The organism is Streptomyces sp. NPDC028331, from assembly GCF_055565775.1.
On the sequence record NZ_JBVHTR010000001.1, the window covers coordinates 112446 to 138332 of the forward strand.

General features: G+C 70.4%; 28 protein-coding genes. 21 read left to right on the forward strand and 7 right to left on the reverse strand.

All coding sequences use genetic code 11. The annotated features are described in order from the left end of the window. Nucleotides 1–36: 36 nt before the first annotated feature. Nucleotides 37–1242 carry a cytochrome P450 gene (locus ACZ4SW_RS00530; RefSeq protein ID WP_468235993.1) on the forward strand — a complete coding sequence of 402 codons (1206 nt, stop codon included), beginning with the start codon at nucleotides 37–39 and terminating at the stop codon, nucleotides 1240–1242. Between the two features lie 71 nt (nucleotides 1243–1313). On the opposite strand, the gene ACZ4SW_RS00535 is transcribed toward ACZ4SW_RS00530, so the two are convergent. Then, nucleotides 1314–1628: an AzlD domain-containing protein gene (locus tag ACZ4SW_RS00535; RefSeq protein ID WP_468235996.1), complete on the reverse strand. Its 315-nt coding sequence runs from the start codon at nucleotides 1626–1628 to the stop codon at nucleotides 1314–1316. Continuing rightward, nucleotides 1625–2326, reverse strand: coding sequence for an AzlC family ABC transporter permease (locus tag ACZ4SW_RS00540; RefSeq protein ID WP_468235998.1), 702 nt, complete (start codon nucleotides 2324–2326; stop codon nucleotides 1625–1627). The genes ACZ4SW_RS00535 and ACZ4SW_RS00540 overlap by 4 nt, the downstream gene beginning before the upstream one ends. Nucleotides 2327–2395: 69 nt before the next feature. Between ACZ4SW_RS00540 and ACZ4SW_RS00545 the strand changes: the two genes are divergently transcribed. Continuing rightward, nucleotides 2396–2971 (forward strand): helix-turn-helix domain-containing protein, encoded by a 576-nt coding sequence (locus ACZ4SW_RS00545; protein ID WP_468236001.1) that lies wholly within the window; start codon nucleotides 2396–2398, stop codon nucleotides 2969–2971. 139 nt (nucleotides 2972–3110) lie between these two features. Here ACZ4SW_RS00545 and ACZ4SW_RS00550 read toward each other — a convergent pair whose 3' ends face one another. After that, nucleotides 3111–3314 carry a cold-shock protein gene (locus ACZ4SW_RS00550; RefSeq protein WP_043442843.1) on the reverse strand — a complete coding sequence of 68 codons (204 nt, stop codon included), beginning with the start codon at nucleotides 3312–3314 and terminating at the stop codon, nucleotides 3111–3113. Nucleotides 3315–3601: 287 nt separating this feature from the next. Between ACZ4SW_RS00550 and ACZ4SW_RS00555 the strand changes: the two genes are divergently transcribed. The 5 genes from ACZ4SW_RS00555 to ACZ4SW_RS00575 all read left to right on the forward strand — a co-directional run bounded on the left by ACZ4SW_RS00555 (nucleotide 3602) and on the right by ACZ4SW_RS00575 (nucleotide 7903). Continuing rightward, on the forward strand, nucleotides 3602–4450 hold the full coding sequence (locus tag ACZ4SW_RS00555) for a menaquinone biosynthetic enzyme MqnA/MqnD family protein (RefSeq protein ID WP_468236003.1): 849 nt from the start codon (nucleotides 3602–3604) through the stop codon (nucleotides 4448–4450). 33 nt (nucleotides 4451–4483) lie between these two features. Then, nucleotides 4484–5209 carry a prepilin peptidase gene (locus tag ACZ4SW_RS00560; RefSeq protein WP_468236005.1) on the forward strand — a complete coding sequence of 242 codons (726 nt, stop codon included), beginning with the start codon at nucleotides 4484–4486 and terminating at the stop codon, nucleotides 5207–5209. A gap of 88 nt (nucleotides 5210–5297) precedes the next feature. Further along, nucleotides 5298–6512: a cyclic dehypoxanthinyl futalosine synthase gene (gene mqnC, locus ACZ4SW_RS00565; RefSeq protein WP_468236008.1), complete on the forward strand. Its 1215-nt coding sequence runs from the start codon at nucleotides 5298–5300 to the stop codon at nucleotides 6510–6512. Between the two features lie 7 nt (nucleotides 6513–6519). Beyond that, the gene (locus tag ACZ4SW_RS00570) at nucleotides 6520–7161 is read left to right on the forward strand and encodes a hypothetical protein (protein ID WP_468236010.1); all 642 of its coding nucleotides are present in this window, start codon (nucleotides 6520–6522) and stop codon (nucleotides 7159–7161) included. Nucleotides 7162–7207: 46 nt separating this feature from the next. Further along, a complete protein-coding gene (locus ACZ4SW_RS00575) occupies nucleotides 7208–7903 on the forward strand; it encodes a demethylmenaquinone methyltransferase (protein ID WP_468236013.1) in 696 nt (231 codons plus the stop codon). Here the strand turns inward: ACZ4SW_RS00575 and ACZ4SW_RS00580 are convergent. Together ACZ4SW_RS00580 and ACZ4SW_RS00585 are read right to left on the reverse strand one after the other, a co-directional pair. After that, entirely contained in the window at nucleotides 7890–8204 is a 315-nt protein-coding gene (locus ACZ4SW_RS00580; protein ID WP_468236015.1) for a PASTA domain-containing protein, read from the reverse strand. The genes ACZ4SW_RS00575 and ACZ4SW_RS00580 overlap by 14 nt on opposite strands. Nucleotides 8205–8324: 120 nt before the next feature. Continuing rightward, nucleotides 8325–8831: a GNAT family N-acetyltransferase gene (locus ACZ4SW_RS00585; protein ID WP_468236018.1), complete on the reverse strand. Its 507-nt coding sequence runs from the start codon at nucleotides 8829–8831 to the stop codon at nucleotides 8325–8327. Nucleotides 8832–8989: 158 nt separating this feature from the next. On the opposite strand from ACZ4SW_RS00585, the gene ACZ4SW_RS00590 reads away from it, so the two are divergent. Continuing rightward, nucleotides 8990–10279 carry a geranylgeranyl reductase family protein gene (locus tag ACZ4SW_RS00590; RefSeq protein ID WP_468236020.1) on the forward strand — a complete coding sequence of 430 codons (1290 nt, stop codon included), beginning with the start codon at nucleotides 8990–8992 and terminating at the stop codon, nucleotides 10277–10279. Between the two features lie 168 nt (nucleotides 10280–10447). After that, entirely contained in the window at nucleotides 10448–10870 is a 423-nt protein-coding gene (locus tag ACZ4SW_RS00595) for a hypothetical protein (RefSeq protein WP_468236023.1), read from the forward strand. Here the strand turns inward: ACZ4SW_RS00595 and def are convergent. Further along, nucleotides 10793–11422, reverse strand: a complete 630-nt coding sequence (gene def, locus ACZ4SW_RS00600; protein ID WP_468236024.1) for a peptide deformylase — start codon at nucleotides 11420–11422, stop codon at nucleotides 10793–10795. The two genes, ACZ4SW_RS00595 and def, sit on opposite strands and share 78 nt — an antisense overlap. Nucleotides 11423–11510: 88 nt before the next feature. On the opposite strand from def, the gene ACZ4SW_RS00605 reads away from it, so the two are divergent. After that, on the forward strand, nucleotides 11511–13322 hold the full coding sequence (locus ACZ4SW_RS00605) for a hydroxysqualene dehydroxylase (RefSeq protein WP_468236026.1): 1812 nt from the start codon (nucleotides 11511–11513) through the stop codon (nucleotides 13320–13322). A gap of 87 nt (nucleotides 13323–13409) precedes the next feature. Here ACZ4SW_RS00605 and ACZ4SW_RS00610 read toward each other — a convergent pair whose 3' ends face one another. Next, nucleotides 13410–14213 carry a C40 family peptidase gene (locus tag ACZ4SW_RS00610; protein ID WP_468236029.1) on the reverse strand — a complete coding sequence of 268 codons (804 nt, stop codon included), beginning with the start codon at nucleotides 14211–14213 and terminating at the stop codon, nucleotides 13410–13412. Between the two features lie 805 nt (nucleotides 14214–15018). Here ACZ4SW_RS00610 and ACZ4SW_RS00615 point away from each other — a divergent pair. Genes ACZ4SW_RS00615 through nuoK form a run of 11 tightly spaced genes read left to right on the forward strand, consistent with a single transcriptional unit; the run spans nucleotide 15019 to nucleotide 25887 of the window. Continuing rightward, a complete protein-coding gene (locus tag ACZ4SW_RS00615) occupies nucleotides 15019–15378 on the forward strand; it encodes an NADH-quinone oxidoreductase subunit A (RefSeq protein ID WP_003992243.1) in 360 nt (119 codons plus the stop codon). Between the two features lie 13 nt (nucleotides 15379–15391). Beyond that, nucleotides 15392–15946, forward strand: a complete 555-nt coding sequence (locus tag ACZ4SW_RS00620; RefSeq protein ID WP_007383964.1) for a NuoB/complex I 20 kDa subunit family protein — start codon at nucleotides 15392–15394, stop codon at nucleotides 15944–15946. Continuing rightward, on the forward strand, nucleotides 15943–16707 hold the full coding sequence (locus ACZ4SW_RS00625; protein ID WP_468236031.1) for an NADH-quinone oxidoreductase subunit C: 765 nt from the start codon (nucleotides 15943–15945) through the stop codon (nucleotides 16705–16707). The genes ACZ4SW_RS00620 and ACZ4SW_RS00625 overlap by 4 nt, the downstream gene beginning before the upstream one ends. Beyond that, a complete protein-coding gene (locus ACZ4SW_RS00630; protein ID WP_468236033.1) occupies nucleotides 16704–18035 on the forward strand; it encodes an NADH-quinone oxidoreductase subunit D in 1332 nt (443 codons plus the stop codon). The genes ACZ4SW_RS00625 and ACZ4SW_RS00630 overlap by 4 nt, the downstream gene beginning before the upstream one ends. Next, nucleotides 18032–18907, forward strand: coding sequence for an NADH-quinone oxidoreductase subunit NuoE (nuoE, locus tag ACZ4SW_RS00635; RefSeq protein ID WP_468236035.1), 876 nt, complete (start codon nucleotides 18032–18034; stop codon nucleotides 18905–18907). The genes ACZ4SW_RS00630 and nuoE overlap by 4 nt, the downstream gene beginning before the upstream one ends. Further along, entirely contained in the window at nucleotides 18907–20256 is a 1350-nt protein-coding gene (nuoF, locus tag ACZ4SW_RS00640; protein ID WP_468236038.1) for an NADH-quinone oxidoreductase subunit NuoF, read from the forward strand. Before nuoE ends, nuoF begins: the two co-directional genes overlap by 1 nt. Continuing rightward, nucleotides 20253–22757, forward strand: coding sequence for an NADH-quinone oxidoreductase subunit G (locus ACZ4SW_RS00645; protein ID WP_468236040.1), 2505 nt, complete (start codon nucleotides 20253–20255; stop codon nucleotides 22755–22757). The genes nuoF and ACZ4SW_RS00645 overlap by 4 nt, the downstream gene beginning before the upstream one ends. Beyond that, entirely contained in the window at nucleotides 22754–24121 is a 1368-nt protein-coding gene (gene nuoH, locus ACZ4SW_RS00650) for an NADH-quinone oxidoreductase subunit NuoH (protein ID WP_468236042.1), read from the forward strand. The genes ACZ4SW_RS00645 and nuoH overlap by 4 nt, the downstream gene beginning before the upstream one ends. After that, entirely contained in the window at nucleotides 24114–24755 is a 642-nt protein-coding gene (gene nuoI, locus ACZ4SW_RS00655; RefSeq protein ID WP_388993169.1) for an NADH-quinone oxidoreductase subunit NuoI, read from the forward strand. The genes nuoH and nuoI overlap by 8 nt, the downstream gene beginning before the upstream one ends. Next, nucleotides 24752–25591 (forward strand): NADH-quinone oxidoreductase subunit J, encoded by an 840-nt coding sequence (locus ACZ4SW_RS00660; RefSeq protein ID WP_468236045.1) that lies wholly within the window; start codon nucleotides 24752–24754, stop codon nucleotides 25589–25591. Before nuoI ends, ACZ4SW_RS00660 begins: the two co-directional genes overlap by 4 nt. Continuing rightward, a complete protein-coding gene (gene nuoK, locus ACZ4SW_RS00665) occupies nucleotides 25588–25887 on the forward strand; it encodes an NADH-quinone oxidoreductase subunit NuoK (RefSeq protein ID WP_023547474.1) in 300 nt (99 codons plus the stop codon). Before ACZ4SW_RS00660 ends, nuoK begins: the two co-directional genes overlap by 4 nt.

Below are 25887 nucleotides of genomic sequence, written 5' to 3' on the forward strand. Positions count from 1 at the left end.
GCCAAGCAGAGCACGTGGAAGAGGGAGAACCCCGCGATGACCCAGAGCAGCGAACCCATGATGTGCCCGTTCGACTTCAGCGAGGGTCTGGAGTTCGATCCCGCGCTCGCGGAGCTGATGGCCCGCGAACCCATCCCCCGGATCCGGCTGCCGTACGGCGACGGCGTCGCCTGGCTGATCTGCGACTTCGACGGTGTACGGCAGGTGACCACCGACCAGCGGTTCAGCCGGGCGGCCATCATGGGGCACGACTATCCGCGGCTGACCCCGGAGCCCATCGTCTCCCCGGAGTCCATCAACGTGATGGACCCGCCGCACAGCAGCCGCCTGCGCCGCCTGGCCTCCCAGGGTTTCGCCCGGGGGCACGTGGAGCGGATGCGGCAGCAGATCGTCCGGCTGGCCGACACCCTGCTGGAGGAGATGGCCGAGCAGGGCCCGCCCGCCGACCTCGTCCAGCACCTGTCCAACCAGCTCCCGCAGCAGACCATCTACGACGTCCTCGGCATCCCCCGCGAGGACTGGCCCCGCATGCAGAGTTACGCGCACCAGTTGCTGGAGACCGGGCCGGACAGCCGCGAGACCGCCGCGAACGCCAAGGCCGCCCTGCGCTCCTACTTCCTGGAGCAGGTCGAACAGCGGCGGCGTGCCCCCGGGAACGACCTGATCAGCGCGCTGGCCGCGGCCAAGGACGGCGACGACGCCCTCGACGACGAGGAACTGGCGGTCATGGCGCTGACGCTGGTGCTCAGCGGACAGGACACCGCCACCTGCCAGATCAGCGACATCTGCTACCTGCTGCTGACCCGTCCCGAGCTCATGGACCACCTCAGGAGCCGGCCGGAGACCCTGACCGACGTCATCAACGAGCTGCTCCGCTACATCCCCTTCCGCAAGGGGGTCGGCATCCCCCGGGTGGCGCTGGAGGACGTGGAGATGGACGGCGTACGGATCCGCGAGGGCGACTTCGTCCATGTGTCGTACCTGACGGCGAACCGCGACCCGAAGCGCTACCCGGACCCGCACGTCATCGACCCGGAGCGGCCGCCCATGCCCCATATGACGTTCGGCTGGGGCGGCCACCGCTGCATCGCCGTCCCGCTGGCGATGGCGGAGCTGGAGGTGGCCATCGGACGCCTGGTGGAGCGGTTCCCGACGCTGCGTCTCGCGGTGCCCGCGGAGGAGATCCGCTGGGACAAGGAGACGATCCGCCGCTTCCCGCTGGAGCTGCCGGTGACCTGGTAGGGCCTTCGTCCGGACCAGGACCCGCGGGCCCGGCGTGGTCCGAACGAAAGCCTCTGGGCGCGGCCGGGCGGTCAGGCCACCCCGGCCGCCCGCAGCAGGGCCGTGGTGGCCGCCGCTGCCAGCACCACCACGACGAACGGCGCCCGCCGCCACGCCAGGCCGGCACCCACCAGGACCCCCGCCGGGCGCGCCCACCCCGCGAAGCCGCCCGACTCCGTGAGCGCGCCCGTCACCAGCAGCGCGACCAGCAGGACCACCGCGCCCGCCGACAGCAACCGCTGGAGGCGGTCGGGGAGTCGGACCCGGCCGTGCAGCAACGGGCCCACCAGGCGGAAGGCGTACGTGCCCAGGGCCAGCGCCACGATCGCGGCCGACGTCGCCGTCATGCCCGCCCCCCGAGCGCGAGCAGCCCGGCCAGTGCCAGCAGCACCGGCAGCCCGGCCGGTACGAACGGCGTCACCGCCAGGGCCACCGCGCCGCCGGCCAGCGCCGCCCGCCGCACGCCCGCGTCGTCCCGGACGGCCGGCAGGACCAGCGCCACCAGGACTGCGGGGAAGGCGGCGTCCAGCCCGAACGTCCCGGTGTCGCCGAGCGCGCTCCCGGCGACGGCCCCGCCGAGCACGCACAGGTTCCACACCGCGTACAGGCCGAGACCGGAGATCCAGAACGCCGCGCGGCGCCGTGCCGGGTCCCGCTGGGCCAGGGCGAAGGCCGCCGTCTCGTCGGTCACCAGATGCGCGCCGAGAAACCGTGCCGCGCGTCCCCGCCCGGCCAGTACGTCCGCCACCGCGAGGCTGAACGCCGCGGTGCGCGTGTTGAGCAGCAGGCCCGTGGCGGCCGCGGCCACCGGGCCGCCCCCGGCGATCAGGATCCCCACCGCGCTGAACTGGGCGGATCCCGCGTACACCACCAGCGACATCACCACCGGCACCCAGACCGGCAGCCCGCCCGCGACGGCGATCGCCCCGAACGACACGCCGACGACTCCACTGGCGAGGCAGACGAGGGCGATGTCGCGGAGCAGGGCGCGGTCGACGGTGGACGGCAGGCGGAACGGCTCGGGTGTTCGGAGAAGCGAACGCATGTTTTCTACAATGGACAACAGCCTCTCTGTTCGTCAAGATGAACGAACGTACCGACGGAGCGAACGCAGATGACCGACGACACCGCCGCCCCACCGCCCCGCCTCCCGCTGGACTGGATAGCCGCCGCCCTGCGCCGCGAGCGCACCCGCGCCGGGCTCTCCCTCTCCGAGCTGGCCAAACGGGCCGGCATCGCGAAGTCCACGCTGTCCCAGCTCGAGGCGGCCGGCGGCAACCCCAGCGTGGAGACCCTGTGGGCGCTCGGCGTGGCACTCGGCGTGCCGTTCAGCGTGCTGGTCGAACCGCCCGCCCCGGCCGTTCAGGTGATCCGCGCGGGCGAGGGCCCGTCCGTGCACTCGGAGCAGGCCGGCTATGCGGCGACCCTGCTGTCCGCGAGCCCGCCCGGTGCGCGCCGGGACCTCTATCACATCCGCCTCGAACCGGGGGGCGCACGCGTGTCGGAACCTCATATTCCGGGAAGTGTGGAGCACTTGGTCGTCAGTGAGGGGCGGGTTCTCGCCGGGCCGCGCGGCGAGGAGGTGGAGCTCGGTCCCGGGGACTACATGGCGTTCCGCGGTGATGTCGCCCATTCGTACGAGGCGCTGGTGCAGGGGAGTGCCTTCGTGCTCGTCATGCAGCACGTCTGAACGCGCACGGCTCTCCGCGGAAGACGGGCGCAGACACAAGAATTCGCGAAGAATTCACCGAAAGGCAGGAGCCCCGCCGCCGAATGGCGGGGGGCTCCTTGGGTACTGCTCTCAGTTCTGGATCAGGGACTCAGCGATCTCAGATCGCCGTGACGTTCTCCGCCTGAGGGCCCTTCGGGCCCTGCGTCACGTCGAAGGAGACCTGCTGGTTCTCCTCGAGGGAACGGAAGCCGTTCGCGTTGATCGCGGAGTAGTGGACGAAGACGTCCGGGCCGCCGCCTTCCTGGGCGATGAAACCAAAGCCCTTCTCGGCGTTGAACCACTTCACGGTTCCGGTAGCCATAAGCCCTCCTTGGGCCCAAAGGGTTGCCCTGCTCCAGAACTGCAAGTGTGAAAACGGAACCGCTGCACAACTGCATATGTCTGAAAACGACGAGAGCCCGCGGTCACATGCTCCGCAGGCTCTGTACTGCAAGGAAACCAAACTGCAACTTGCTGCGAGCGTAGCACGCGGGCGGCGAAAAGCAATAGAGGTCAAGATCACGTCACCCGGACGTTTGAATGCTCCGGGAACCCTTGACAGCGGGGGCCGGGGACGGTGGCGTACGGGGCGGGGGCTAGTCTCGCGATGTGGACAATTCTCGCACCCGGCCGCGCGTCGGCCACATCCAGTTCCTCAACTGCCTGCCCCTGTACTGGGGGCTCGCGAGAACCGGCACCCTCCTCGACTTCGAGCTGACCAAGGACACGCCCGAGAAGCTCAGCGAGCAGCTCGTGAAGGGCGACCTCGACATCGGTCCGATCACCCTGGTGGAGTTCCTCAAGAACGCCGACGACCTGGTCGCCTTCCCCGACATCGCGGTCGGCTGCGACGGTCCGGTGATGTCGTGCGTGATCGTCTCCCAGGTCCCGCTGGACCGGCTGGACGGCGCCCGGGTCGCCCTCGGCTCCACCTCGCGGACCTCCGTGCGCCTCGCCCAGCTCCTGCTGGCCGAGCGGTACGGGGTGACCCCGGAGTACTACACCTGCCCGCCCGACCTCAGCCTGATGATGCAGGAGGCCGAGGCGGCCGTGCTGATCGGCGACGCCGCCCTGCGCGCCAACCTCATCGACGGTCCGCGCTTCGGCCTCGACGTGCACGACCTCGGCACGCTGTGGAAAGAGTGGACGGGCCTGCCGTTCGTCTTCGCGGTGTGGGCGGCCCGGCGCGACTACCTGGAGCGGGAGCCCGTCATCACCCGCACGGTGCACGAGGCCTTCCTGGCCTCCCGCAACCTGTCCCTGGAGGAGGTCGGCAAGGTCGCGGAACAGGCGGCGCGCTGGGAGGCCTTCGACGAGAACGTCCTGGAGCGGTACTTCACGACGCTCGACTTCAGCTTCGGGGGCCCGCAGCTCGAGGCGGTCGCCGAGTTCGCCCGCCGCACCGGCCCCACGACCGGATTCCCGGCGGATGTGAAGGTGAAGCTGCTTCAGCCGTAGGGCGGTTGCCCCATCGGTCCCTACGCTGTCCGGGTGGATCTGGACCTCTGGGCGGCCGTCGGCGCCGCGGTGTGGGGTGCGGCGGCCGGTGCGCTGGTGCCCCGGGCCGCGTACCGGCTGTCCGTCGAGCCCGGGCAGCCGTGGCGCGAGCGATGCCCGGACGGGCACCCGATCGGCGGATGGGTCGGACGGGCGCGGTGCGCGGACGGGAGGGCCTACGGTCCCGGCACCGCGCTCGTGGGCGTGGTCACCGCACTGGTGTGCGCGGTGCTCGCCCTCGCCACCGGCACCCGTCCCGAGCTGGGGGTGTGGCTGCTGCTCGCCCCCGTCGGAGTGCTGCTGACCCTCGTGGACTTCCGGGTGCAGCGCCTGCCGGACGTCCTGACCCTGCCGCTGGCCGGCGCCGCCCCCGCCCTGCTGGGGCTGGCCGCGCTGGCTCCCGAGCACGCGGGACGGTGGCGCACCGCGCTGCTCGGCGCGCTGGTGCTGGGCGGCGCGTACTTCCTGCTGTTCCTGCTCAACCCGCACGGCCTCGGCTTCGGGGACGTCAAGCTGGCGCCCGGGCTCGGGGCGGTGCTCGGCTGGTACGGGTGGGGGACCGTGGTGCTCGGGACCTTCGCCGGGTTCCTGTTCGGGGGGCTGTACGGGCTCGGTCTGGTGCTCGCGCGGCGGGCCGGGCGGCGGACCGCCATCCCGTTCGGGCCGTTCCTCATCGCGGGCGCGTTCGTCGGGCTGCTCATCGGCGCGTACGCGGCCTGACGTGGGGTCCGTAAAACCGCTGGCGTAGGCTGGTTCGGTCCGTTCACGACCCTTACGTGTCCGTCCACCCCCGCCGAAAGGGAGCCCGGTGACCGACAAGGCCGACCTCACGTCCATTGATGTCACAGCCGTGCTCGACCGTGCCGCCGACGGTGGGCGGATCACCCCCGAGGAAGCCCTCGCCCTCTACCGCGATGCGCCGCTGCACGCGCTGGGCGCCGCCGCCGACGCCGTACGCCGCCGTATGTACGCCGGGACCGAGCACATCGCCACGTACATCATCGAGCGCAACATCAACTACACGAACGTCTGTGTGACGGCGTGCAAGTTCTGCGCCTTCTACGCGGCCCCCAAGGACACCGAGAAGGGCTGGACGCGCGACCTCGACGACATCCTGCGCCGCTGCGCCGAGACCGTCGAACTCGGTGGCACCCAGATCATGTTCCAGGGCGGCCACCACCCGGACTACGGCGTCGAGTACTACGAGAAGCACTTCCGCGCCATCAAGGAGGCGTTCCCCGAGCTGGTCATCCACAGCCTGGGGGCCTCCGAGGTCGAGCACATGGCCCGTATCTCGGGCGTCTCGGTGGAGGAGGCCATCTCCCGCATCCACGCCGCCGGGCTCGACTCCTTCGCCGGTGCCGGCGCCGAACTGCTGCCCGAGCGGCCGCGCAAGGCGATCGCACCGCTGAAGGAGAGCGGCGAGCGCTGGCTGGAGATCATGGAGACCGCGCACCGGCTGGGCGTGGAGTCCACGTCGACCATGCTGATGGGCACGGGCGAGACCAACGCCGAACGCATCGAGCACCTGCGGATGATCCGCGACGTACAGGACCGGACCGGTGGCTTCCGGGCGTTCATCCCGTACACCTACCAGCCCGAGAACAACCACCTGAAGGGCCGCACCCAGGCGACCGTCTTCGAGTACCTGCGGATGATCGCGATCGCCCGCCTCTTCCTCGACAACGTCCGCCACATCCAGGGCTCCTGGCTGACCACCGGCAAGGACGTCGGCCAGCTCACCCTGCACTACGGCGCGGACGACCTCGGCTCGATCATGCTCGAGGAGAACGTCGTCTCCTCGGCCGGCGCCAAGCACCGTTCCAACCGGATGGAGATCATCGACCTGATCCGGAAGGCCGGGCGCGTCCCGGCCCAGCGGTCGACGACGTACGAGCACCTCGTGGTCCACGACGACCCGGCGAACGACCCGGTCGACGACCGCGTGATGTCCCACATCTCCTCCACCGCCATCGAGGGCGGCACCGCCCACCCGGAGTTGAAGCTCCTGACGTCCAACTAGGGCCCGGATGCTGACGCTTCACGTCGCCGACCTGCTGATCCCCGGTGACGCCCGGCCGTCCCTGCCGGGCGGCGCGCTGCTCGTCGACGGCCGGGAGATCGCGGGTGTCGGACCGTACGAGGAGCTGGTGGCGGCGCGTCCCACGGCCCGGATCCGACGCTGGCCCGGACTGCTCACCCCGGGACTGCTGAATCCGTACGGGCCCGAACTGCTGGAGCAGGCCTACCACCCGGACCCCCGTGAGGCCGATGAGCTGGGTACCGAGCCGCTCATGGGCGAAGCCCTCGCGGCGCTCTCCTTGAGCGACGCCCGCCGGGGCGCGAGCGCGCGGCGCGGGGTGCAGCGGATGCTGGCGCACGGGACCGTCGCCGTGGCGGGGGAACTGCGGCGTCCCGCCGTGGTGGACGCCGTGCACCGGGCGGGGATGACGGTCGAGCAGCGGTTCCGGGCTCCCGCGGGGCCGCCGAGCCTCGATCCGCTGGCCGGACGGAGCCTGGCCGAGGCGATCTCGCTGCCGCTGCCGCCCGTCGGCATGGATGCGACGTTCGCCGTCTTCGACGTCCCGGACGAGACCGCGCTCGCCGCGCGCGGAGCCGGGACGTGCGTGGCGACCGTCGTCGCCGGGCGCCTGGTGCACCGGCGCCGATAGCCGAGGCTGCCGCAGTGGCGTCGGACCCTCCTGCCACAATGGGCCCGTGACCCGCGCATCCCTGGACAAGCAGCCGCACGAAGTCGCCTCGATGTTCGACGACGTGGCGGAACGGTACGACCTGACGAACGACGTGCTGTCACTCGGGCAGGCACGGCTGTGGCGCAAGGAGGTCGCGAGGGCGGTCGACGCGCGGCCCGCGCAGAAGGTCCTGGACCTCGCGGCGGGCACGGCGACCTCGTCGCTCCCCTTCACCCGGACCGGCGCGTACGTCGTCCCGTGCGACTTCTCGCTGGGGATGCTCCAGGTCGGCAAGGCGCGGCACCCCTGGATGCCCTTCACCGCGGGCGACGCGACGAAGCTGCCGTTCAAGGACGACACCTTCGACGCCGTCACCATCTCCTTCGGGCTGCGCAACGTGCACGACACGGACACGGCGCTGAGCGAGCTGTACCGGGTGACCAAGCCCGGCGGACGCGTGGTGATCTGCGAGTTCTCGCACCCCACCTGGGCGCCGTTCCGCACCGTCTACACGGAGTACCTGATGCGTGCCCTGCCGCCGGTGGCCCGTGCGGTGTCGTCCAACCCCGAGGCGTACGTCTACCTCGCCGAGTCCATCCGCGCCTGGCCCGACCAGCCGGCGCTCGCGCAGCGGCTGCGCAAGGCGGGCTGGTCCAAGGTGGCGTGGCGCAACCTCACCGGCGGGATCGTGGCCCTGCACCGGGGCTTCAAGCAGGACTGACCGCGTACGGGTCGCCCGGCTCGTTCAGCTCGCGCTGCATTCCGCCCCTGGGCGGTGGCGGCACGCGCGGTTCGCGTACGCCCGCTCCTCCGCCGCCCTCGCCCTCACCGAGGTCGAACCAGACGGTGACGACGGCACCGCGCGGCACCTCGGCGCCCGGCTGCGGGTACTGCCGTACGACGTAGTCGACGACGGTCCGGTGGAAGTCGGGCCGGTCGGGCGCGGCGAGCAGCACGCCCTGCTGCTTGGCGGCCTCGCGCGCGTCCATCGCCATCAGACCGATCAGTCGCGGCACGCGCACTTCGGGTGTTTTGGGTGGTATAGGCACAGATGTCACCCCCAGCGGTACTGGAAGGGTAACCGGCCGGGGGTGCCACCCGGAAGCGCCGGGTGTCTTTCTGTGACAGTCGATCACACAGGGTCACAGATCGAGCCGGTAGCAGTGGCTCTGCCGCTGCGACGACGGCCTCTCGTACGTCTCCGCGAGGCGCATCCCCAGCCGCTGTGCGACCGCGATGGACCGTGTGTTGCGGGTGTCGACCATGGCGACCACGCTGCTCACGCCCGCCGCACGCACGCGCTCCAGGGTCGTCCGGGCGGCCGCCGTCACATAACCCTTGCCCCAGTGCGCCCGCCCGAGCCGCCAGCCGATCTCGATCTCCCCCTTCGGTCCCCACTCGCGCGGCCACGGCTGAGCGCCCGTGAAGCCGATGACCTCCCCGGACTCGTCGAGCACGCTCCACAGACAGAAGCCGTACTCGGCGTCGTGCCGGCGCTGGCGGGCGGTGAGCTCCTCGTAGACGGACAGCTCGGCGGCCCGGCCGCCGAGGAACTCCATGACCTCGGGGTCGGCGAACGCCCGGTGCCAGGCGAAGGCGTCCTCGTCGCTGGGGACGCGCAGCCGTACGTCGGGGAGAGCTCGGTTCATGGGGGCAGCCCTTCAGCCGGGAGATCGTGACGCTGAATAGACTGCCCATGTCCAGTGCCCGTCAGCACGCTGTTTCGGCCGTGGTTTCGCCGGGGCCTTCCTCGCTGTTGGCGCCAGGTGCTGGTGTTGCCGTCGTCGAGTCTTGGGGAGAACCCGCCGTGACCGAGCCCCAGCCCCTTACCGAACACACCGCCGATGTGATCGTCGTCGGGGCCGGGCCAGCCGGTTCCACCACCGCCTACTACCTCGCGAAGGCGGGTCTGGACGTCCTGCTCCTGGAGAAGACCGCGTTCCCGCGCGAGAAGGTGTGCGGCGACGGCCTGACGCCCCGCGCCACCAAGCAGCTCGTCTCCATGGGCATCGACATCTCCGAGGAGGCCGGCTGGCTGCGCAACAAGGGGCTGCGCATCATCGGCGGCGGGGTGCGGCTCCAGCTCGACTGGCCGGATCTCGCCTCGTACCCGGACTACGGACTGGTCCGCAAGCGCGACGACTTCGACGAACAGCTCGCCCGGCAGGCGCAGAAGGCGGGCGCACGCCTGTACGAGCGCTGCAACGTGGGCGCTCCGATCATCGACGACCGCACCGGCCGTATCACCGGCGTGAACGCCAAGCTGGGCGAGGAGAAACGGGAGGTCACCTTCCACGCGCCGCTGGTCGTGGCCGCGGACGGCAACTCCTCCCGGCTGTCGCTGGCGATGGGCCTGCACCGCCGCGAGGACCGCCCCATGGGCGTCGCGGTCCGTACGTACTTCACCTCCCCGCGCCACGACGACGACTACCTGGAGTCCTGGCTGGAGCTGTGGGACCGGCGCGGCGGCCAGGAGCGGCTGCTGCCCGGCTACGGCTGGATCTTCGGCATGGGCGACGGGACGAGCAACGTCGGCCTGGGCGTCCTGAACACCTCCGAGTCCTTCAAGGAGCTGGACTGGCGGGAGGTGCTCAAGGCCTGGTGCGCCTCGATGCCCGAGGACTGGGGCTACACCCCCGAGAACATGACCGGCCCGATCCGCGGCGCCGCCCTCCCCATGGCCTTCAACCGCCAGCCCCACTACACCAAGGGCCTGCTGCTGGTCGGCGACGCGGGCGGCCTGGTGAACCCCTTCAACGGCGAGGGCATCGCCTACGCCATGGAGTCCGGGCAGATCGCGGCGGACGTCATCGTCCAGGCCCTGGCCCGCGCGACCCCCGGCCAGCGCGAGCTCGCCCTGCACAACTACCCGAAGATCCTGAAGGACACCTACGGCGGCTACTACACGCTGGGCCGCGCCTTCGTGAAGCTGATCGGGAACCCGAAGGTGATGAAGATCGCGGCCCAGCGCGGCCTCACGCACCCCCTGCTGATGAGGTTCACCCTGAAGCTCCTGGCCAACCTCACCGACCCGACGGGCGGCGACGCGATGGACCGGATCATCAACGGGCTGAGCAAGGTGGCGCCGCGTTCGTGATCGCGGCGCGGCCCCCTCTCCACCTCCCGCCGGGACGTGGAAAGGGGGGCCGCGGTCACTCGGTGACGCCGGGCGTGCCGGTCAGCAGTTGTCGACGCTCGGCATGTCAACTCGACGGTGGAGCTTGTCAGTTCACCGGGCGCCGGCGTGTCGCTACCGTGACCGCCCATGACCACTTCCGCGGATCACGGCACGGACCCGACGCGGCACCCGGAGCTTCTTGCGTGGCTGGACGGGCGCCGGCAGGCCTTCGACCAGTGGGCGCAGCAGACCGGCGCCGACCGGCTCGACTTCAGCCCCGACTCCCTGAACGAACTCGAAGGCCTTCTCCGCGAGACGTTCCAGTCGGATGCGGAACTCCGTGCCCAGCGGCTCGACCCGTTCGTGCCGGGCGCCGTCTGGTACCTCGGGGAAGTGATCTGCCGCGCCAAGGGCATGGTGTGGAAGTTCGAGCGCGACGTCGACGCGGCCGACACGGCTGCGATGCCGCCGCTGTTCGGACGGGACCGTGGACTAGCTGCTCCGCAGCGCCTCGATGCCGGCGGCCCGGCGTGCGAGCACCTGGTCGCGCCGGGCCGCCATCTGCCGTAGCGCGTCCCTCCGGTCCCGGTCGGAGAGCCGGTCCAGGTAGACGTGCCCGTCGCAGTGATCGGTCTCGTGCTCGAGGCAGCGGGCGAAGTACCCCGTCCCCTCGATGACGAGCGGCTCCCCGTCCTTGTCGAGCCCGCGCACCACGGCCCGGTCAGGACGCGGTACGTCCACGACGGCACCGGGCACCGACAGGCATCCCTCGCTCTCCTCGGGCAGCCGGCGTCCGGCGGGGACGAGGGTGTCGAGCACCGGGTTGACGATGTGCCCGACATGCCGGACGCCCTCGTCGTCCGGGCAGTCGTAGACGAACAGTCGCAGACCGACCCCGACCTGGTTCGCCGCGAGACCGGCCCCTTCGGCGATGTACATCGTCAGGAACATGTCGTCGATGAGCGCGGCGAGATCGGGGCCGAACTCGGTGACGTCCCGGCACGGCTTGTGCAGAACCTCCTCGCCGACCTCGGTGACGCGCCGCACCTTCCCGCGCCGGGCCTCGGGTGCGAGCGGCGGATACGAGTCGACGGGCCTGCCCTGGACGAAAACGCTCGGCATCGCTGTGTCTCCTTGGTTGTGAGGATGCTGTGGCGGCGGGAAATCGGGCTTCCGGCCACCCGGAACCCCTCCCTACCCTCCGGGACTCATGACAACAGAACGTTCGCAGCAGCCGCAGGAGAACGGCGGGCACTCCCGCAGACGGTTCCTCGCGGGCGCCGGGGGAGCGGCGGGTGCGCTCGCCTTATGGCCCGGCGGTACCGCTCGGGCCGCCACGCGCAAGCACGTCGCCGTGCTCGGCGGCGGTGTCTCCGGGCTCAGCGCCGCACACGAACTCGCCGAGCGCGGCTATGCCGTCACCGTCTACGAGTACTACGACGTCCTCGGCGGCAAGGCCCGCTCCATGGACGTGCCCGGTACGGGGACCGGAGGCCGCAGGCCGCTGCCCGGCGAGCACGGCTTCCGGTTCTTCCCCGGCTTCTACCGGAACCTGCCGGACACCCTGCGCCGCATCCCCTTCCCCGGCAATCCGAACGGCGTCCACGACAACCTGCGCAGCGGTACGGAGGAGTTGTTCGCCCGCGCCGCCGGCCGCCCCGACCTGCACTTCCCCCTGCGCCGGGTCACCACCCCGCCGGCCCCGGGCGACATCACCACGTCCTGGCTGCGCGACCAGATCCTCTCCGTACTGGACCTGGCCACCCGCCTCCCCGCCCACGAGGCCGCCTACTTCGCCGACCGCCTCCTGGTCCACCTCACGAGCTGCGACGCCCGCCGCGAGGACCAGTGGGAGAAGACGTCCTGGTGGGACTTCATCCGGGCCGGGGAGATGAGCGAGGAGTACCGGACCCTCCTCGGCATCGGCCAGACCCGCAACCTCGTCGCCACGCGCGCGGAGGTGGCGTCCACGCGCACGGTCGGCCGCGTGATCATCGAGGCCCTCATCCTCTGGGGCCTGCTGGGCCGCGGCCTGGACGGCGACGCGGACATCGACCGCGTCCTCAACGCCCCCACGAGCGAGGCGTGGATCGACCCGTGGGCGGCGCACCTGCGCTCCCTCGGGGTCCGGTTCGTGCTCGGCACCGAGGTGCACGAGGTCCTCTACGAGGGCGGGCGCGTCACCGGTGTGCGGGTCGCAGCGCGCGACGGCGGAGACGAGCGCACCGTCACCGCCGACCACTACGTCTCCGCGATGCCCGTCGAGCACGCCCGGCGCACCTGGGGCGCCGCCCTGCGCGCCGCCGACCCGCAGCTCGCCCGGTGCGACGCGCTGAAGACGGACTGGATGACCGGCGTGCAGTTCTATCTGCGCACGCCCACGCCCGTCGTCCACGGGCACATCAACTGTCTGGACTCACCGTGGTCGGTGACCGGGATCGGGCAGGCCCAGTTCTGGGACGTACGGGACTTCTCGCGGGACTACGGCGACGGCCGGGCCCGGGACTGCCTGTCCGCGATCATCTCGGAATGGGACAAGCCCGGCATCCTGTACGGCAAGACGGCGCGCGAGTGCACCAAGGAGGAGATCGTCGCCGAGCTCTGGGCCCAGTTGAAGGACGGCCTCAACGACTCGGGCAAGACCACGCTGAGGGACGAGGACCGCCTCGGCTGGTTCATGGACCCGGCGGTGACCGGTCTCGGCGGCCCCGACCCGCAGAACCGCGAGCCGCTGCTCATCCATCCCACGGGCACGCTCTACAACCGCCCGTCGGCGAGGACGGCCGTGCCGAACTTCTTCCTCGCGGGCGACTACGTCCGCACGGACGTGGACCTGGCGACGATGGAGGGCGCCAACGAGTCGGCGCGGCGGGCCGTCAACGCACTGCTGGAGGCGGACGGCTCGGGCGCGGAGCGGTGCCGGATCTGGGAGCTGTACCGCCCGCCGGAGCTGGAGCCCCTCAAGCGGGTCGACGAGGTGCGCTACCGGCTCGGCCTGCCGAACACGTTCGACGTGGGGTGAGCGGCACCGGCCGTGGGTGAGCCGGGAGGGCCGCCGTCCCCGAGGGGCGGCGGCCCGTCCATCCCGTACCGCTGGAAGGCGGCTCGGTCAGAGCACGCGGACCGCGCCGGACGGCGGGTCGTAGGACAGCGGGTGCTCCCCGACGCCGCTGGAGGGGTTCTGCGCCCCGACGAACATGCCGCCGCCCACGTACACCGCGACGTGGTAGGCGCTGCCCGCGCCGCCCCAGTACAGGATGTCCCCGGGCTGCAGGTTGCTCAGCGAGACCTGGGTGCCGGCCGTCGACTGGTCCTGGGAGACGCGCGGAAGGTTGATCCCGACCTGCTTGAAGGCCGTCTGCACCAGGCCGGAGCAGTCGTAGGCCGACGGACCGGTGGCGCCGGAGACGTACGCCTTGCCGATCTGCGCCTTGACGAAGGCGACGACCTCCGCGGCCGAACCGGTGGCCGTGGAGGAGCTCGTCGAGGCGGTGGTCGAGGCGGCGGCGAGCACGGTCCGCTCGGCGCTGCGCGAGGCGGCCTCCGCCTGCTTGCGCTCGGCCTCGGCCTTCCGCTTGGCCTCGGCCGCCTTCTTCTTGGCCTGTGCCAGGTCCGCCTGTGCCTGCTTGGCGGCCTTCGCGGCGGCCGCGTCACGCTCGACCTGCAGCTGGTAGTTGGCCGCGGCCTGCTGGGTGGCCGCCGCGGACTGGGCGACCTGCGAGGCCACGTCGGCCGTCAGGGTCGGCAGTTCGAGCGTCTGGGTCACCGGCTCGGCGGCGTCGGCCGATGCCGAGGCTCCGGCCACGGCCAGGGTGCTGAGGACACCACCGGCGACTCCGGCCCGCATCGCGATGGTCGACGCGCTGCGGTTGCGGGGCTTCCGGTGGCTGCGTATGTGAGCGGTGTGGGACATGGGGACAAGCGGTACCAGGGACTCCTCCATACCTTCAAGAAACGTGTGGTGCGCCACAGTTGTTCAATCGCCCGCCTGAATCCCGGGCGTGTCATTCTTTATTGACGCCGTAACGGGCAAAGCGGACAGCGATGATCAAGCCTGTGATCATGGGTTTTCGTCTTTACGTCCCGAATTGCGCCCCGCTTACCATCGGTTGAGGCGAATGGCCAAGCCCGCTTTATTGAACCCTCACACAGATGTGGCACAGGTCACGGAACGGTCACCGTCGAGGGGGCGTCTCGCGCGTGCGGCGGACCTCCGTCGGTCGTGCGCCTGCCCTGCCGCTTGTGAATGCATGCACCTCTGTGCGAGAAGTCGCCCCTCTGCTCGTGAACGCGTGCACACGTCCACATTCGCCCCGTCCCTCCCCCTGACGTGTGAACGGGGCCCTCTACCAAGAGATCTGGCCCAGCGCCAATTTGCTTTGAACGCTTGCCCTTTGATAATGCAAGACCGCCCCGACCAGCGGATACGAGGGAAAATGTCACCTCTTGGTGATCACTCGACTGCTTCGCGTACGTAGATCACCGCTCATCCGACTTCATGATCCTTCGCCTGGTGGTGGAGATCACAAAGTACGTGCTGACCCCCGTGTCGCAGATCACACACCCGCGGGCATAAGATGCACGGCAGTTGGGCTTGTGACCTGCTTCACATGTCCGCGATCTTCGCTGGGGCCGGCGGGGCTATCGGGACATGTGGGACGGATGTGAGCCCAGCGCAACCGCCAGCAGTCAATGCCGACTGAGAGGAGCGAGGAGCGGTGAACGCGTATGCGCCCATCCTCGTACTGGGAGCCCTCGGGGCAGGCTTTGCGATCTTCTCCGTGGTCATGGCCACGCTGATCGGTCCGAAGCGGTACAACCGCGCCAAGCTCGAGGCCTATGAGTGCGGTATCGAGCCGACCCCCACGCCGGCCGGCGGCGGGCGCTTCCCGATCAAGTACTACCTGACGGCGATGCTCTTCATCGTCTTCGACATCGAGATCGTCTTCCTCTACCCCTGGGCCGTCACCTTCGACGCCCTGGGGATCTTCGGGCTCGTGGAGATGCTGCTCTTCGTGCTCACCGTCTTCGTCGCGTACGCGTACGTGTGGCGGCGCGGCGGCCTGGAATGGGACTGAGGGGCCTTACGTCATGGGACTCGAAGAAAAGCTGCCGAGCGGTTTCCTTCTGACCACCGTCGAGCAGGCCGCGGGCTGGGTGCGCAAGGCGTCCGTCTTCCCCGCCACCTTCGGCCTGGCCTGCTGCGCGATCGAGATGATGACCACCGGCGCCGGCCGCTACGACCTGGCGCGCTTCGGCATGGAGGTCTTCCGCGGCTCGCCCCGCCAGGCGGACCTGATGATCGTCGCGGGCCGGGTCAGCCAGAAGATGGCGCCGGTCCTCAGGCAGGTCTACGACCAGATGCCGAACCCCAAGTGGGTGATCTCCATGGGGGTCTGCGCCTCCTCGGGCGGCATGTTCAACAACTACGCGATCGTCCAGGGCGTGGACCACATCGTCCCGGTCGACATCTATCTGCCCGGCTGCCCGCCGCGGCCCGAGATGCTGATGGACGCGATCCTCAAGCTGCACCAGAAGATCCAGTCCTCCAAGCTCGGCGTGAACGCCGAGGAGGCGGCCCGCGAGGCGGAGGAGGCGGCGCTCAAGGCCCTGCCCACGATCGAGATGAAGGGGCTGCTGCGATGAGCGACGCGAACGGCACCCACGCGGCGGGCGGCTCCGCGAACGGCGTCAACCCCGAGAAGGACCTGGGATCCGCCAACCTCCCCGGCCGGCGCGGCCAGGGCGGCGAGGAGATCCGGGTCCAGCGCGGCATGTTCGGCGCAAACAACGGCGGCGACACCTCCGGCTACGGGGGCCTGGTCCGGTCCATCCGGCTCCCGGGCGCGGCCACCCGCCCCTACGGCGGCTGGTTCGACGAGGTCGCCGACGAGCTGGAGGGCGCACTGGAGGAACAGGGCCTCGTCCCCGGGAACGCGATCGAGAAGACCGTCGTCGACCGCGGGGAGCTGACCTTCCACATCGAACGCGAGTACCTCCTCGCCGTCGCCCAGACCCTCCGTGACGACCCCGCGCTCCGCTTCGAGCTGTGCACGGGCGTGAGCGGAGTGCACTACCCCGGCGACAAGGGCCGCGAGCTGCACGCCGTCTACCACCTGCGCTCGATCACCCACAACCGGCTGATCCGCCTGGAGGTCAGCGCCCCCGACGCCGACCCGCACATCCCGTCGCTCGTGTCCGTGTATCCCACGAACGACTGGCACGAGCGCGAGACGTACGACTTCTTCGGCCTGGTCTTCGACGGCCACCCGGCGCTGACGCGGATCATGATGCCGGACGACTGGCAGGGCCATCCGCAGCGCAAGGACTACCCCCTCGGCGGCATCCCCGTCGAGTACAAGGGCGCCCAGATCCCGGCTCCGGACCAGCGGAGGTCGTACTCATGAGCACGCACACCCCGTCCTCAGCGTCCGCGCGCGAGACCACCGAGGGCACCGTCTACACGGTCACCGGAGGTGACTGGGACGAGGTCGTCGAGTCCGCCTCCCGTGCCGACGACGAGCGCCTGATCGTCAACATGGGCCCGCAGCACCCGTCCACGCACGGCGTGCTGAGGCTCATCCTGGAGATCGAGGGCGAGACGGTCACCGAGGCCCGCTGCGGCATCGGCTACCTGCACACCGGCATCGAGAAGAACCTCGAGTACCGCACGTGGACGCAGGGCACCACGTTCGTGACGCGCATGGACTACCTGACGCCGTTCTTCAACGAGACGGCGTACTGCCTCGCCGTGGAGAAGCTGCTCGGCATCGAGGACCAGGTCCCGGACCGCGCCTCGGTCATCCGGGTGCTCCTGATGGAGCTGAACCGGCTCTCCTCCCACCTGGTGTGCATCGCCACCGGCGGCATGGAACTCGGCGCCACCACGATCATGATCTACGGCTTCCGCGACCGGGAGATGATCCTCGACATCTACGAGCTGATCACCGGCCTGCGGATGAACCACGCCTACGTCCGCCCCGGCGGACTCGCCCAGGACCTGCCGCCGGGCGCCGTGGACCAGATCCGCGAGTTCGTGAAGAAGATGAAGAAGAACCTCCCGGAGTACGACAAGCTCGCCACCGGGAACCCCATCTTCAAGGCCCGCATGCAGGACATCGGCTACCTGAACCTCGCCGGCTGCATGGCACTCGGCGCCACCGGGCCGATCCTGCGCTCCGCCGGGCTGCCGCACGACCTGCGCAAGACACAGCCCTACTGCGGCTACGAGACCTACGACTTCGACGTCCCGACCGCCGACAGTTGCGACGCCTACGGCCGCTTCCTGATCCGCCTGGAGGAGATGCGCCAGTCGGTCAGGATCATCGAGCAGTGCCTGGACCGTCTGCAGCCCGGCCCGGTCATGGTCGCCGACAAGAAGATCGCCTGGCCCGCCCAGCTCGCCCTGGGACCCGACGGGCTCGGCAACTCCCTGGACCACATCAAGAAGATCATGGGCACCTCCATGGAGGCCCTGATCCACCACTTCAAGCTGGTGACCGAGGGCTTCCGCGTTCCTCCCGGACAGGCGTACGCGGCGGTCGAGTCGCCCAAGGGCGAGCTCGGCGTGCACGTGGTCTCCGACGGCGGCACGCGCCCCTACCGGGTCCACTTCCGCGACCCGTCCTTCACCAACCTGCAGGCCATGGCGGCGATGTGCGAGGGCGGCCAGGTCGCCGACGTCATCGTCGCCGTCGCGTCCATCGACCCCGTGATGGGAGGCGTCGACCGGTGACCACCTCTTCTTCCGAGCGGGGCGTCAGCCTGGGCATGCCCGAACTGCCCGCGCCCGACTACCCGGACGACGTGCGGGCCCGGCTGGAGCGGGACGCGCGCGAGATCATCGCCCGCTACCCGGACTCCCGGTCCGCCCTCCTGCCGCTGCTGCACCTGGTGCAGTCGGAGGAGGGCCATGTCACGCGCACGGGGATGCGGTTCTGCGCGGAGACGCTGGGCCTGACCACGGCCGAGGTCACCGCGGTCGCGACCTTCTACACCATGTACCGGCGGCGGCCGTCCGGTGACTACCAGGTGGGCGTCTGCACCAACACCCTGTGCGCCGTCATGGGCGGCGACGCCATCTTCGAGGCCCTCCAGGAGCACCTGGGCGTCGGCAACGGCGAAACCACCGACGACGGCAAGATCACCCTGGAGCACATCGAGTGCAACGCGGCCTGCGACTACGCGCCGGTCGTGATGGTCAACTGGGAGTTCTTCGACAACCAGACGCCCGGCAGCGCCAAGCGCCTGGTCGACGACCTGCGCGCGGGACGGCAGGTCGCACCCACCCGGGGCGCCTCCCTGTGCACCTTCAAGGAGACCGCCCGGATGCTGGCCGGCTTCCCCGACGAACGGGACGGGGCCGTCGAGGCGTCCGGCAGCGCGGGTCCGGCCTCCCTGGTCGGGCTGCGGCTGGCCAAGGGCGAGTCCCCGGCCGCGCGCGTGGTGCACCCGCGGGACGGCGGGCCGCACGACGAGGCCGCGGACACGGCCGTGCACCAGCCGTCACCCGCCGAGCACCTCAGCTCGCACGACGCGCCGCAGGACACATCGGCCTCCGACCCGGCCCACCCGGCCGGGCCCGTAGCCGACGAGGGAGGGCAGTGATGACCTTGGCACCCGAGCTCAACGAGACCAGCCCCGAGAAGCTGCTCGTCCCCGTGTTGTCGGCCTTCTGGGACGAGGAGAGGTCCTGGACGCTGGACGTCTACCGCCGGCACGACGGCTACGAGGGGCTCCGCAAGGCGCTCGCCATGTCGCCGGACGAGGTGATCGCGTACGTCAAGGACTCCGGGCTCCGCGGCCGCGGCGGCGCGGGCTTCCCCACGGGAATGAAGTGGCAGTTCATCCCCCAGGGCGATGGCAAGCCCCACTACCTGGTGGTCAACGCCGACGAGTCGGAACCCGGAACCTGCAAGGACATCCCGCTCCTCTTCGCGAACCCGCACAGCCTCATCGAGGGCATCGTCATCGCGTGTTACGCCATCAGGTCGTCGCATGCCTTCATCTATCTGCGTGGTGAAGTCGTCCCCGTGCTGCGGCGGCTGCACTCGGCGGTGCGCGAGGCCTACGAGGCCGGCTACCTCGGCGAGAACATCCTGGGCAGCGGGCTCGATCTCGACATCACCGTGCACGCGGGCGCGGGCGCGTACATCTGCGGTGAGGAGACCGCACTGCTCGACTCGCTCGAAGGCCGCCGTGGCCAGCCGCGGCTCCGTCCCCCCTTCCCCGCCGTAGCGGGCCTCTACGCGTGCCCGACTGTCGTGAACAACGTCGAGTCGATCGCGTCGGTTCCCGCGATCCTGAACCGGGGCAAGGAATGGTTCCGGTCGATGGGCAGCGACAAGTCGCCCGGCTTCACGCTGTACTCGCTCAGCGGCCATGTGGCCAACCCCGGCCAGTACGAGGCCCCGCTCGGCATCACGCTGCGCCAGCTCCTCGACATGAGCGGCGGCATGCGGCCCGGCCACCGGCTGAAGTTCTGGACGCCGGGCGGGTCCTCCACGCCGATGTTCACCGAGGAGCACCTCGACGTCCCGCTGGACTACGAGGGCGTGGGCGCCGCGGGTTCCATGCTCGGCACCAAGGCCCTGCAGTGCTTCGACGAGACGACCTGTGTGGTGCGGGCCGTCACCCGCTGGACCGAGTTCTACGCGCACGAGTCCTGCGGCAAGTGCACGCCCTGCCGCGAGGGCACCTACTGGCTCGTGCAGTTGCTGCGGGACATCGAGGCGGGCAAGGGCGTGATGTCCGACCTCGACAAGCTCTCCGACACCGCCGACAACATCAACGGCAAGTCCTTCTGCGCCCTCGGCGACGGCGCCGCCTCGCCGATCTTCTCCTCCCTCAAGTACTTCCGGGAGGAGTACGAGGACCACATCACGGGCCGGGGCTGCCCCTTCGACCCGGCCAAGTCCACGGCCTGGGCGGACAAGCCCACGGAGGTGACCGCATGACTGTGACCACCAGCGCTCCCTCGGGCGGGGGAGAGGCGGCGGTCCCGCCGGAGGACCTCGTCACGCTGACGATCGACGGCGTGGAGCTCAGCGTGCCCAAGGGCACCCTGGTCATCCGCGCCGCCGAACAGCTCGGCATCGAGATCCCCCGCTTCTGCGACCACCCCCTCCTCGACCCGGCCGGCGCCTGCCGCCAGTGCATCGTCGAGGTCGAGGGCCAGCGCAAGCCCATGGCGTCCTGCACGATCACGTGTACGGACGGGATGGTCGTGAAGACTCACCTCACCTCGCCCGTCGCCGAGAAGGCCCAGAAGGGTGTGATGGAGCTGCTGCTCATCAACCACCCGCTGGACTGCCCGGTCTGCGACAAGGGCGGCGAGTGCCCGCTGCAGAACCAGGCGGTGTCGCACGGCAACGCCGAGTCCCGCTTCGACGGGAGGAAGCGGACGTACGAGAAGCCCGTCCCGATCTCCACGCAGGTGCTCCTCGACCGCGAGCGGTGCGTGCTGTGCGCCCGCTGCACCCGCTTCTCCAACCAGATCGCGGGCGACCCGATGATCGAGCTGCTGGAGCGGGGAGCGCTGCAGCAGGTCGGCACCGGCGAGGGCGACCCCTTCGAGTCGTACTTCTCCGGGAACACCATCCAGATCTGCCCGGTCGGCGCGCTGACCTCGGCGGCGTACCGGTTCCGCTCCCGCCCCTTCGACCTTGTCTCCTCGCCCTCGGTCTGCGAGCACTGCTCCGGCGGCTGCGCCACCCGCACCGACCACCGGCGCGGCAAGGTCATGCGGCGCCTGGCCGCCTTCGACCCCGAGGTCAACGAGGAGTGGATCTGCGACAAGGGGCGGTTCGCGTTCCGGTACGCGCAGATGAAGGACCGGCTCGACGTGCCGCTGGTGCGCCGGGAGAACGGTGCGCTGGAGCCGACGTCCTGGCCGGAGGCGCTCGACATCGCCGCCCGGGGGCTGCTCGCCGCGCGGGGCCGGGCCGGGGTGCTGACCGGCGGCCGGCTCACGGTGGAGGACGCCTACGCGTACAGCAAGTTCGCGCGCGTGGCGCTCGACACCAACGACATCGACTTCCGCGCGCGCGTGCACAGCGGCGAGGAGGCCGACTTCCTGGCCGCCCGGATCGCCGGACGCGGCCGCGACCTCGACGGCAGCGGCGTCACGTACACGGCCCTGGAGCAGGCGCCCGCCGTGCTGCTCGTCGGATTCGAGTCCGAGGAGGAGGCGCCGGGCGTCTTCCTGCGGCTGCGCAAGGCCTGGCGCAAGCACGGCCAGCAGGTGTTCGCCCTGACCACGCACAGCACCCGGGGCCTGGAGAAGGCAGGCGGCACGCTGCTGCCCGCCGCGCCCGGCACCGAGACCGAGTGGCTGGACGCGCTGGCCGGACGGGTCGGCCTGGAGGCGGACGGCGTACGGGCCGCCGAGGCGCTGCGCACCGAGGGCGCCGTGATCGTCGTCGGTGAACGGCTCGCCGCCGTGGCGGGCGGCCTCACCGCCGCGGTCCGCACCGCGGCCGCCACCGGGGCCAAGCTGGTGTGGATCCCGCGCCGGGCCGGGGAGCGCGGCGCGGTCGAGGTGGGCGCGCTGCCCTCGCTGCTGCCCGGCGGACGTCCGGCCACCGACCCGCGTGCGCGCGAGGAGGTCGCCGCCGCCTGGGGCGTCGCCGAACTCCCGCACCGCTACGGCCGGGACACCGGCCAGATCGTCGAGGCCGCGGCCACCGGCGAACTGCGCGCCCTGGTCGTGGCCGGTGTCGAGGTCGCCGACCTGCCCGATCCGGTACGCGCGCGTGAAGCCCTCTCCGAGGTGGACTTCCTGGTCTCCCTGGAACTGCGGCCCAGCGAGGTCACCGAGCGCGCGGACGTGGTGCTGCCGGTCGCGGCGGTCGCCGAGAAGGCCGGCACGTTCCTCAACTGGGAGGGCAGGGCCCGCTTCTTCGAGGCCGCGCTCAAGCCCGACCAGATGACCCGCCCGCTGATGCCGACCGACGCGCGCGTGCTGCAGATGCTCGCCGACGCGATGGACGTGCACCTGGGGCTGCCCGATCTGCGCACCGTGCGCGTCGAGCTGGACCGGCTCGGCGCCTGGGACGGTCCACGGGCCGCCAACCCGCTGGAGATCGGCGGACAGCTTCCCCGCCCGGCCGCCGGGGAGGCCGTGCTCGCCGGCCACCGGCTGCTGCTCGACCAGGGCCGCCTCCAGGACGGCGACGAGGCGCTCGCCGGCACCCGGCACGCGGCACGCGCGCGTGTGTCCGCCGCCACCGCCGCCGAGGCCGGCGTCCAGGACGGCGACCTGCTGGCCGTGCGCGGCCCGTCCGGAGCCGTCGAACTCCCGCTGCAGATCACCGAGATGCCCGACCGCGTGGTCTGGGTCCCGATGAACTCCACGGGCGGCGGCGTCCCCTCCGACACCGGGGCGCAGCCCGGCACCCTCGTCCGCATCGGCCCGGCGACGCAGGCCGCCGAAGCCCCCAAGGAGGTGGAGGCATGAGCCCGTACCTCGCCGCTGAAGACCTCTCCATGTTCGGCCACGACCCGTGGTGGCTGGTCGTCGTCAAGGCGGTGTTCTGCTTCGCCTTCCTGATGGTGACCGTGCTGTTCTCCATCGTCTGGGAGCGCAAGGTCGTCGCCTGGATGCAGTTGCGCATCGGCCCCAACCGGCACGGGCCCTGGGGCATGCTCCAGTCGCTCGCCGACGGCGTGAAGCTGATGCTCAAGGAAGACCTCATCGTCAAGCGTGCCGACAAGGTGGTCTACATCCTCGCCCCGATCGTCGCGGCCATCCCGGCCTTCATGGCGATCGCGGTGATCCCCTTCGGGCCCGCGGGCAACGAGATCTCGATCTTCGGTCACCGCACCACGATGCAGCTCACCGACCTGCCGATCGCGATGCTCTACATCCTCGCGGTCGCCTCGGTCGGCATCTACGGCATCGTGCTGGCGGGCTGGAGCTCCGGCTCCACCTACCCGCTCCTCGGCGGTCTGCGCTCCTGCGCACAGATGATCTCCTACGAGATCGCCATGGGCGCCGCGTTCGCCTCCGTGTTCCTCTACTCGGGATCGATGTCGACGTCGAGGATCGTCGAGGCGCAGCACGACCGCTGGTACATCCTGCTGCTGCCGGTCTCCTTCATCATCTACATCGTCACGATGGTCGGCGAGACCAACCGCGCCCCCTTCGACATGCCGGAGTCCGAGGGCGACCTGGTCGGCGGCTTCAACACCGAGTACTCGTCGATCAAGTTCGCGATGTTCATGCTCGCCGAGTACGTGAACATGGTGACGGTCTCGGCCGTCTCGACCACGCTCTTCCTGGGCGGCTGGCGGGCCCCCTGGCCGATCAGCACCTTCTGGGAGGGCGCGAACCACGGCTGGTGGCCGCTGCTCTGGTTCGTCATCAAGGTCCAGTTGCTGCTGTTCTTCTTCATCTGGCTGCGCGGCACGCTCCCGCGCGTCCGCTACGACCAGCTGATGAAGCTCGGCTGGAAGGTCCTCATCCCGGTCTCCGTGGTCTGGCTGATGCTGGTCGCGACGGTACGGGCGCTTCGTAACGAGCACTACGCTTTCGGCGATATCGCCCTGTATGTCGCGGGCGGAGTCCTCGCGCTGCTCCTGGTGTCGTTCGTGATCGACATGTTCCGCGCGAAGGCCGGGGAGGACGCCGAGCGGCCCGCCCGGGAGGGCGCCGCCTTCGATCCCATGGCGGGCGGATTCCCCGTGCCGCCGCTGCCGGGACAGACGCTGCCGCCGGTGCCGAGGCGCCGCCCGCGCCGGGAGCGGGAGCTGATTGTCAGTGGTGGGCCGGACACTGTCAGTGACGGACCTTCGGATGGAAAGGAGGCGTCCGATGGCTGACGAGCCCAAGGACACCAAGCCGGGCTTCCAGAACCCGGTGGCCGGCTTCGGCGTGACCTTCAAGGCCATGTTCAAGAAGCGGCTCACCGAGCAGTACCCGGAGCAGAAGAAGACCACGGCTCCGCGGTTCCACGGCCGGCACCAGCTCAACCGCCATCCGGACGGCCTGGAGAAGTGCGTGGGCTGTGAACTGTGCGCCTGGGCCTGTCCCGCCGACGCCATCTACGTCGAGGGCGCGGACAACACGGACGAGGAGCGCTACTCGCCGGGCGAGCGGTACGGGCGCGTCTACCAGATCAACTACGCCCGCTGCATCCTGTGCGGCCTGTGCATCGAGGCGTGCCCCACGCGCGCGCTCACGATGACGAACGAGTTCGAGCTGGCCGACTCCAGCCGCGCCAACCTCATCTACACCAAGGAGCAACTGCTCGCCGGCCTCGAAGAGGGCATGGTCGACACCCCGCACGCCATCTACCCGGGGACGGACGAGCAGGACTACTACCGGGGCCTGGTGACGGAGGCGGCGCCCGGCACGGTGCGCCAGGTCGCCGTCTCCAAGGGCGAGGTCCCGCAGGAGGCCGCCTCCACCTTCGGTGAGGGCGAGCCTGCGTCGAAGAAGGTGATCGGCGGATGACTGATCTCGCGGCCTACTCCACCTCCACCGGAGAAGCCTTCCAGTTCTGGGTCCTCGGCACCGTCGCGGTGCTCGGCGCCCTCGGCACCGTCTTCATGAAGAAGGCCGTGCACAGCGCGCTGTCCCTGGCGGGCACCATGATCGTCCTGGCGGTCTTCTACCTCGCCAACGGTGCCTACTTCCTCGGGATCGTGCAGATCGTCGTCTACACCGGCGCGATCATGATGCTGTTCCTGTTCGTGGTGATGCTGGTCGGCGTCACCGCCGCGGACTCCCTGAAGGAGACCATCAAGGGACAGCGCTGGCTGGCCCTGCTGTGCGGGCTCGGCTTCGGCATCCTGCTGTTCGCGGGCATCGCCAACGCGTCCCTGAAGGACTTCGCCGGCACCGGCAAGGCGAACGCGGGCGGCAATGTGGAGGGTCTGGCGGCCCTCATCTTCACCAAGTACGTGTTCGCCTTCGAAATCACCGGCGCCCTGCTGATCACCGCCGCGGTCGGCGCCATGGTGCTCACCCACCGCGAGCGCACCGAGCGCACCCGCACCCAGCGCGAGCTGTCCGAGCAGCGCGTACGGGAGGGCAAGCACGTTCCGCCGCTGCCGGCCCCCGGGGTCTACGCCCGGCACAACGCGGTGGACATCGCGGGCCTCCTGCCGGACGGCACCCCGTCCGAGCTGACCGTCAACAAGACGCTGCGCGCCCGCGGCCAGATCCGCGACGTGTCCGACGAGGCGATCAGCGAGCTCAAGGCGCTGGAGCAGCACGCCGCCGAGCGCCTCGAGCGCACCGAGGAGAAGCGGCCGGCGCTCAAGAGGACCGAGGAGGCGTCGAAGTGAACCCGGTCAACTACCTGTATCTCGCCGCCCTGCTGTTCACGATCGGTGCCACCGGCGTGCTCATCCGGCGCAACGCGATCGTGGTGTTCATGTGCATCGAGCTGATGCTCAACGCGTGCAACCTCGCGTTCGTCACCTTCTCCCGGATGCACGGCAATCTCGACGGCCAGATCATCGCCTTCTTCACGATGGTCGTCGCCGCCGCGGAGGTCGTCGTCGGGCTGGCGATCATCGTGTCGCTGTTCCGCACCCGCCATTCGGCCTCGGTCGACGACGCCAGCCTGATGAAGCTGTAA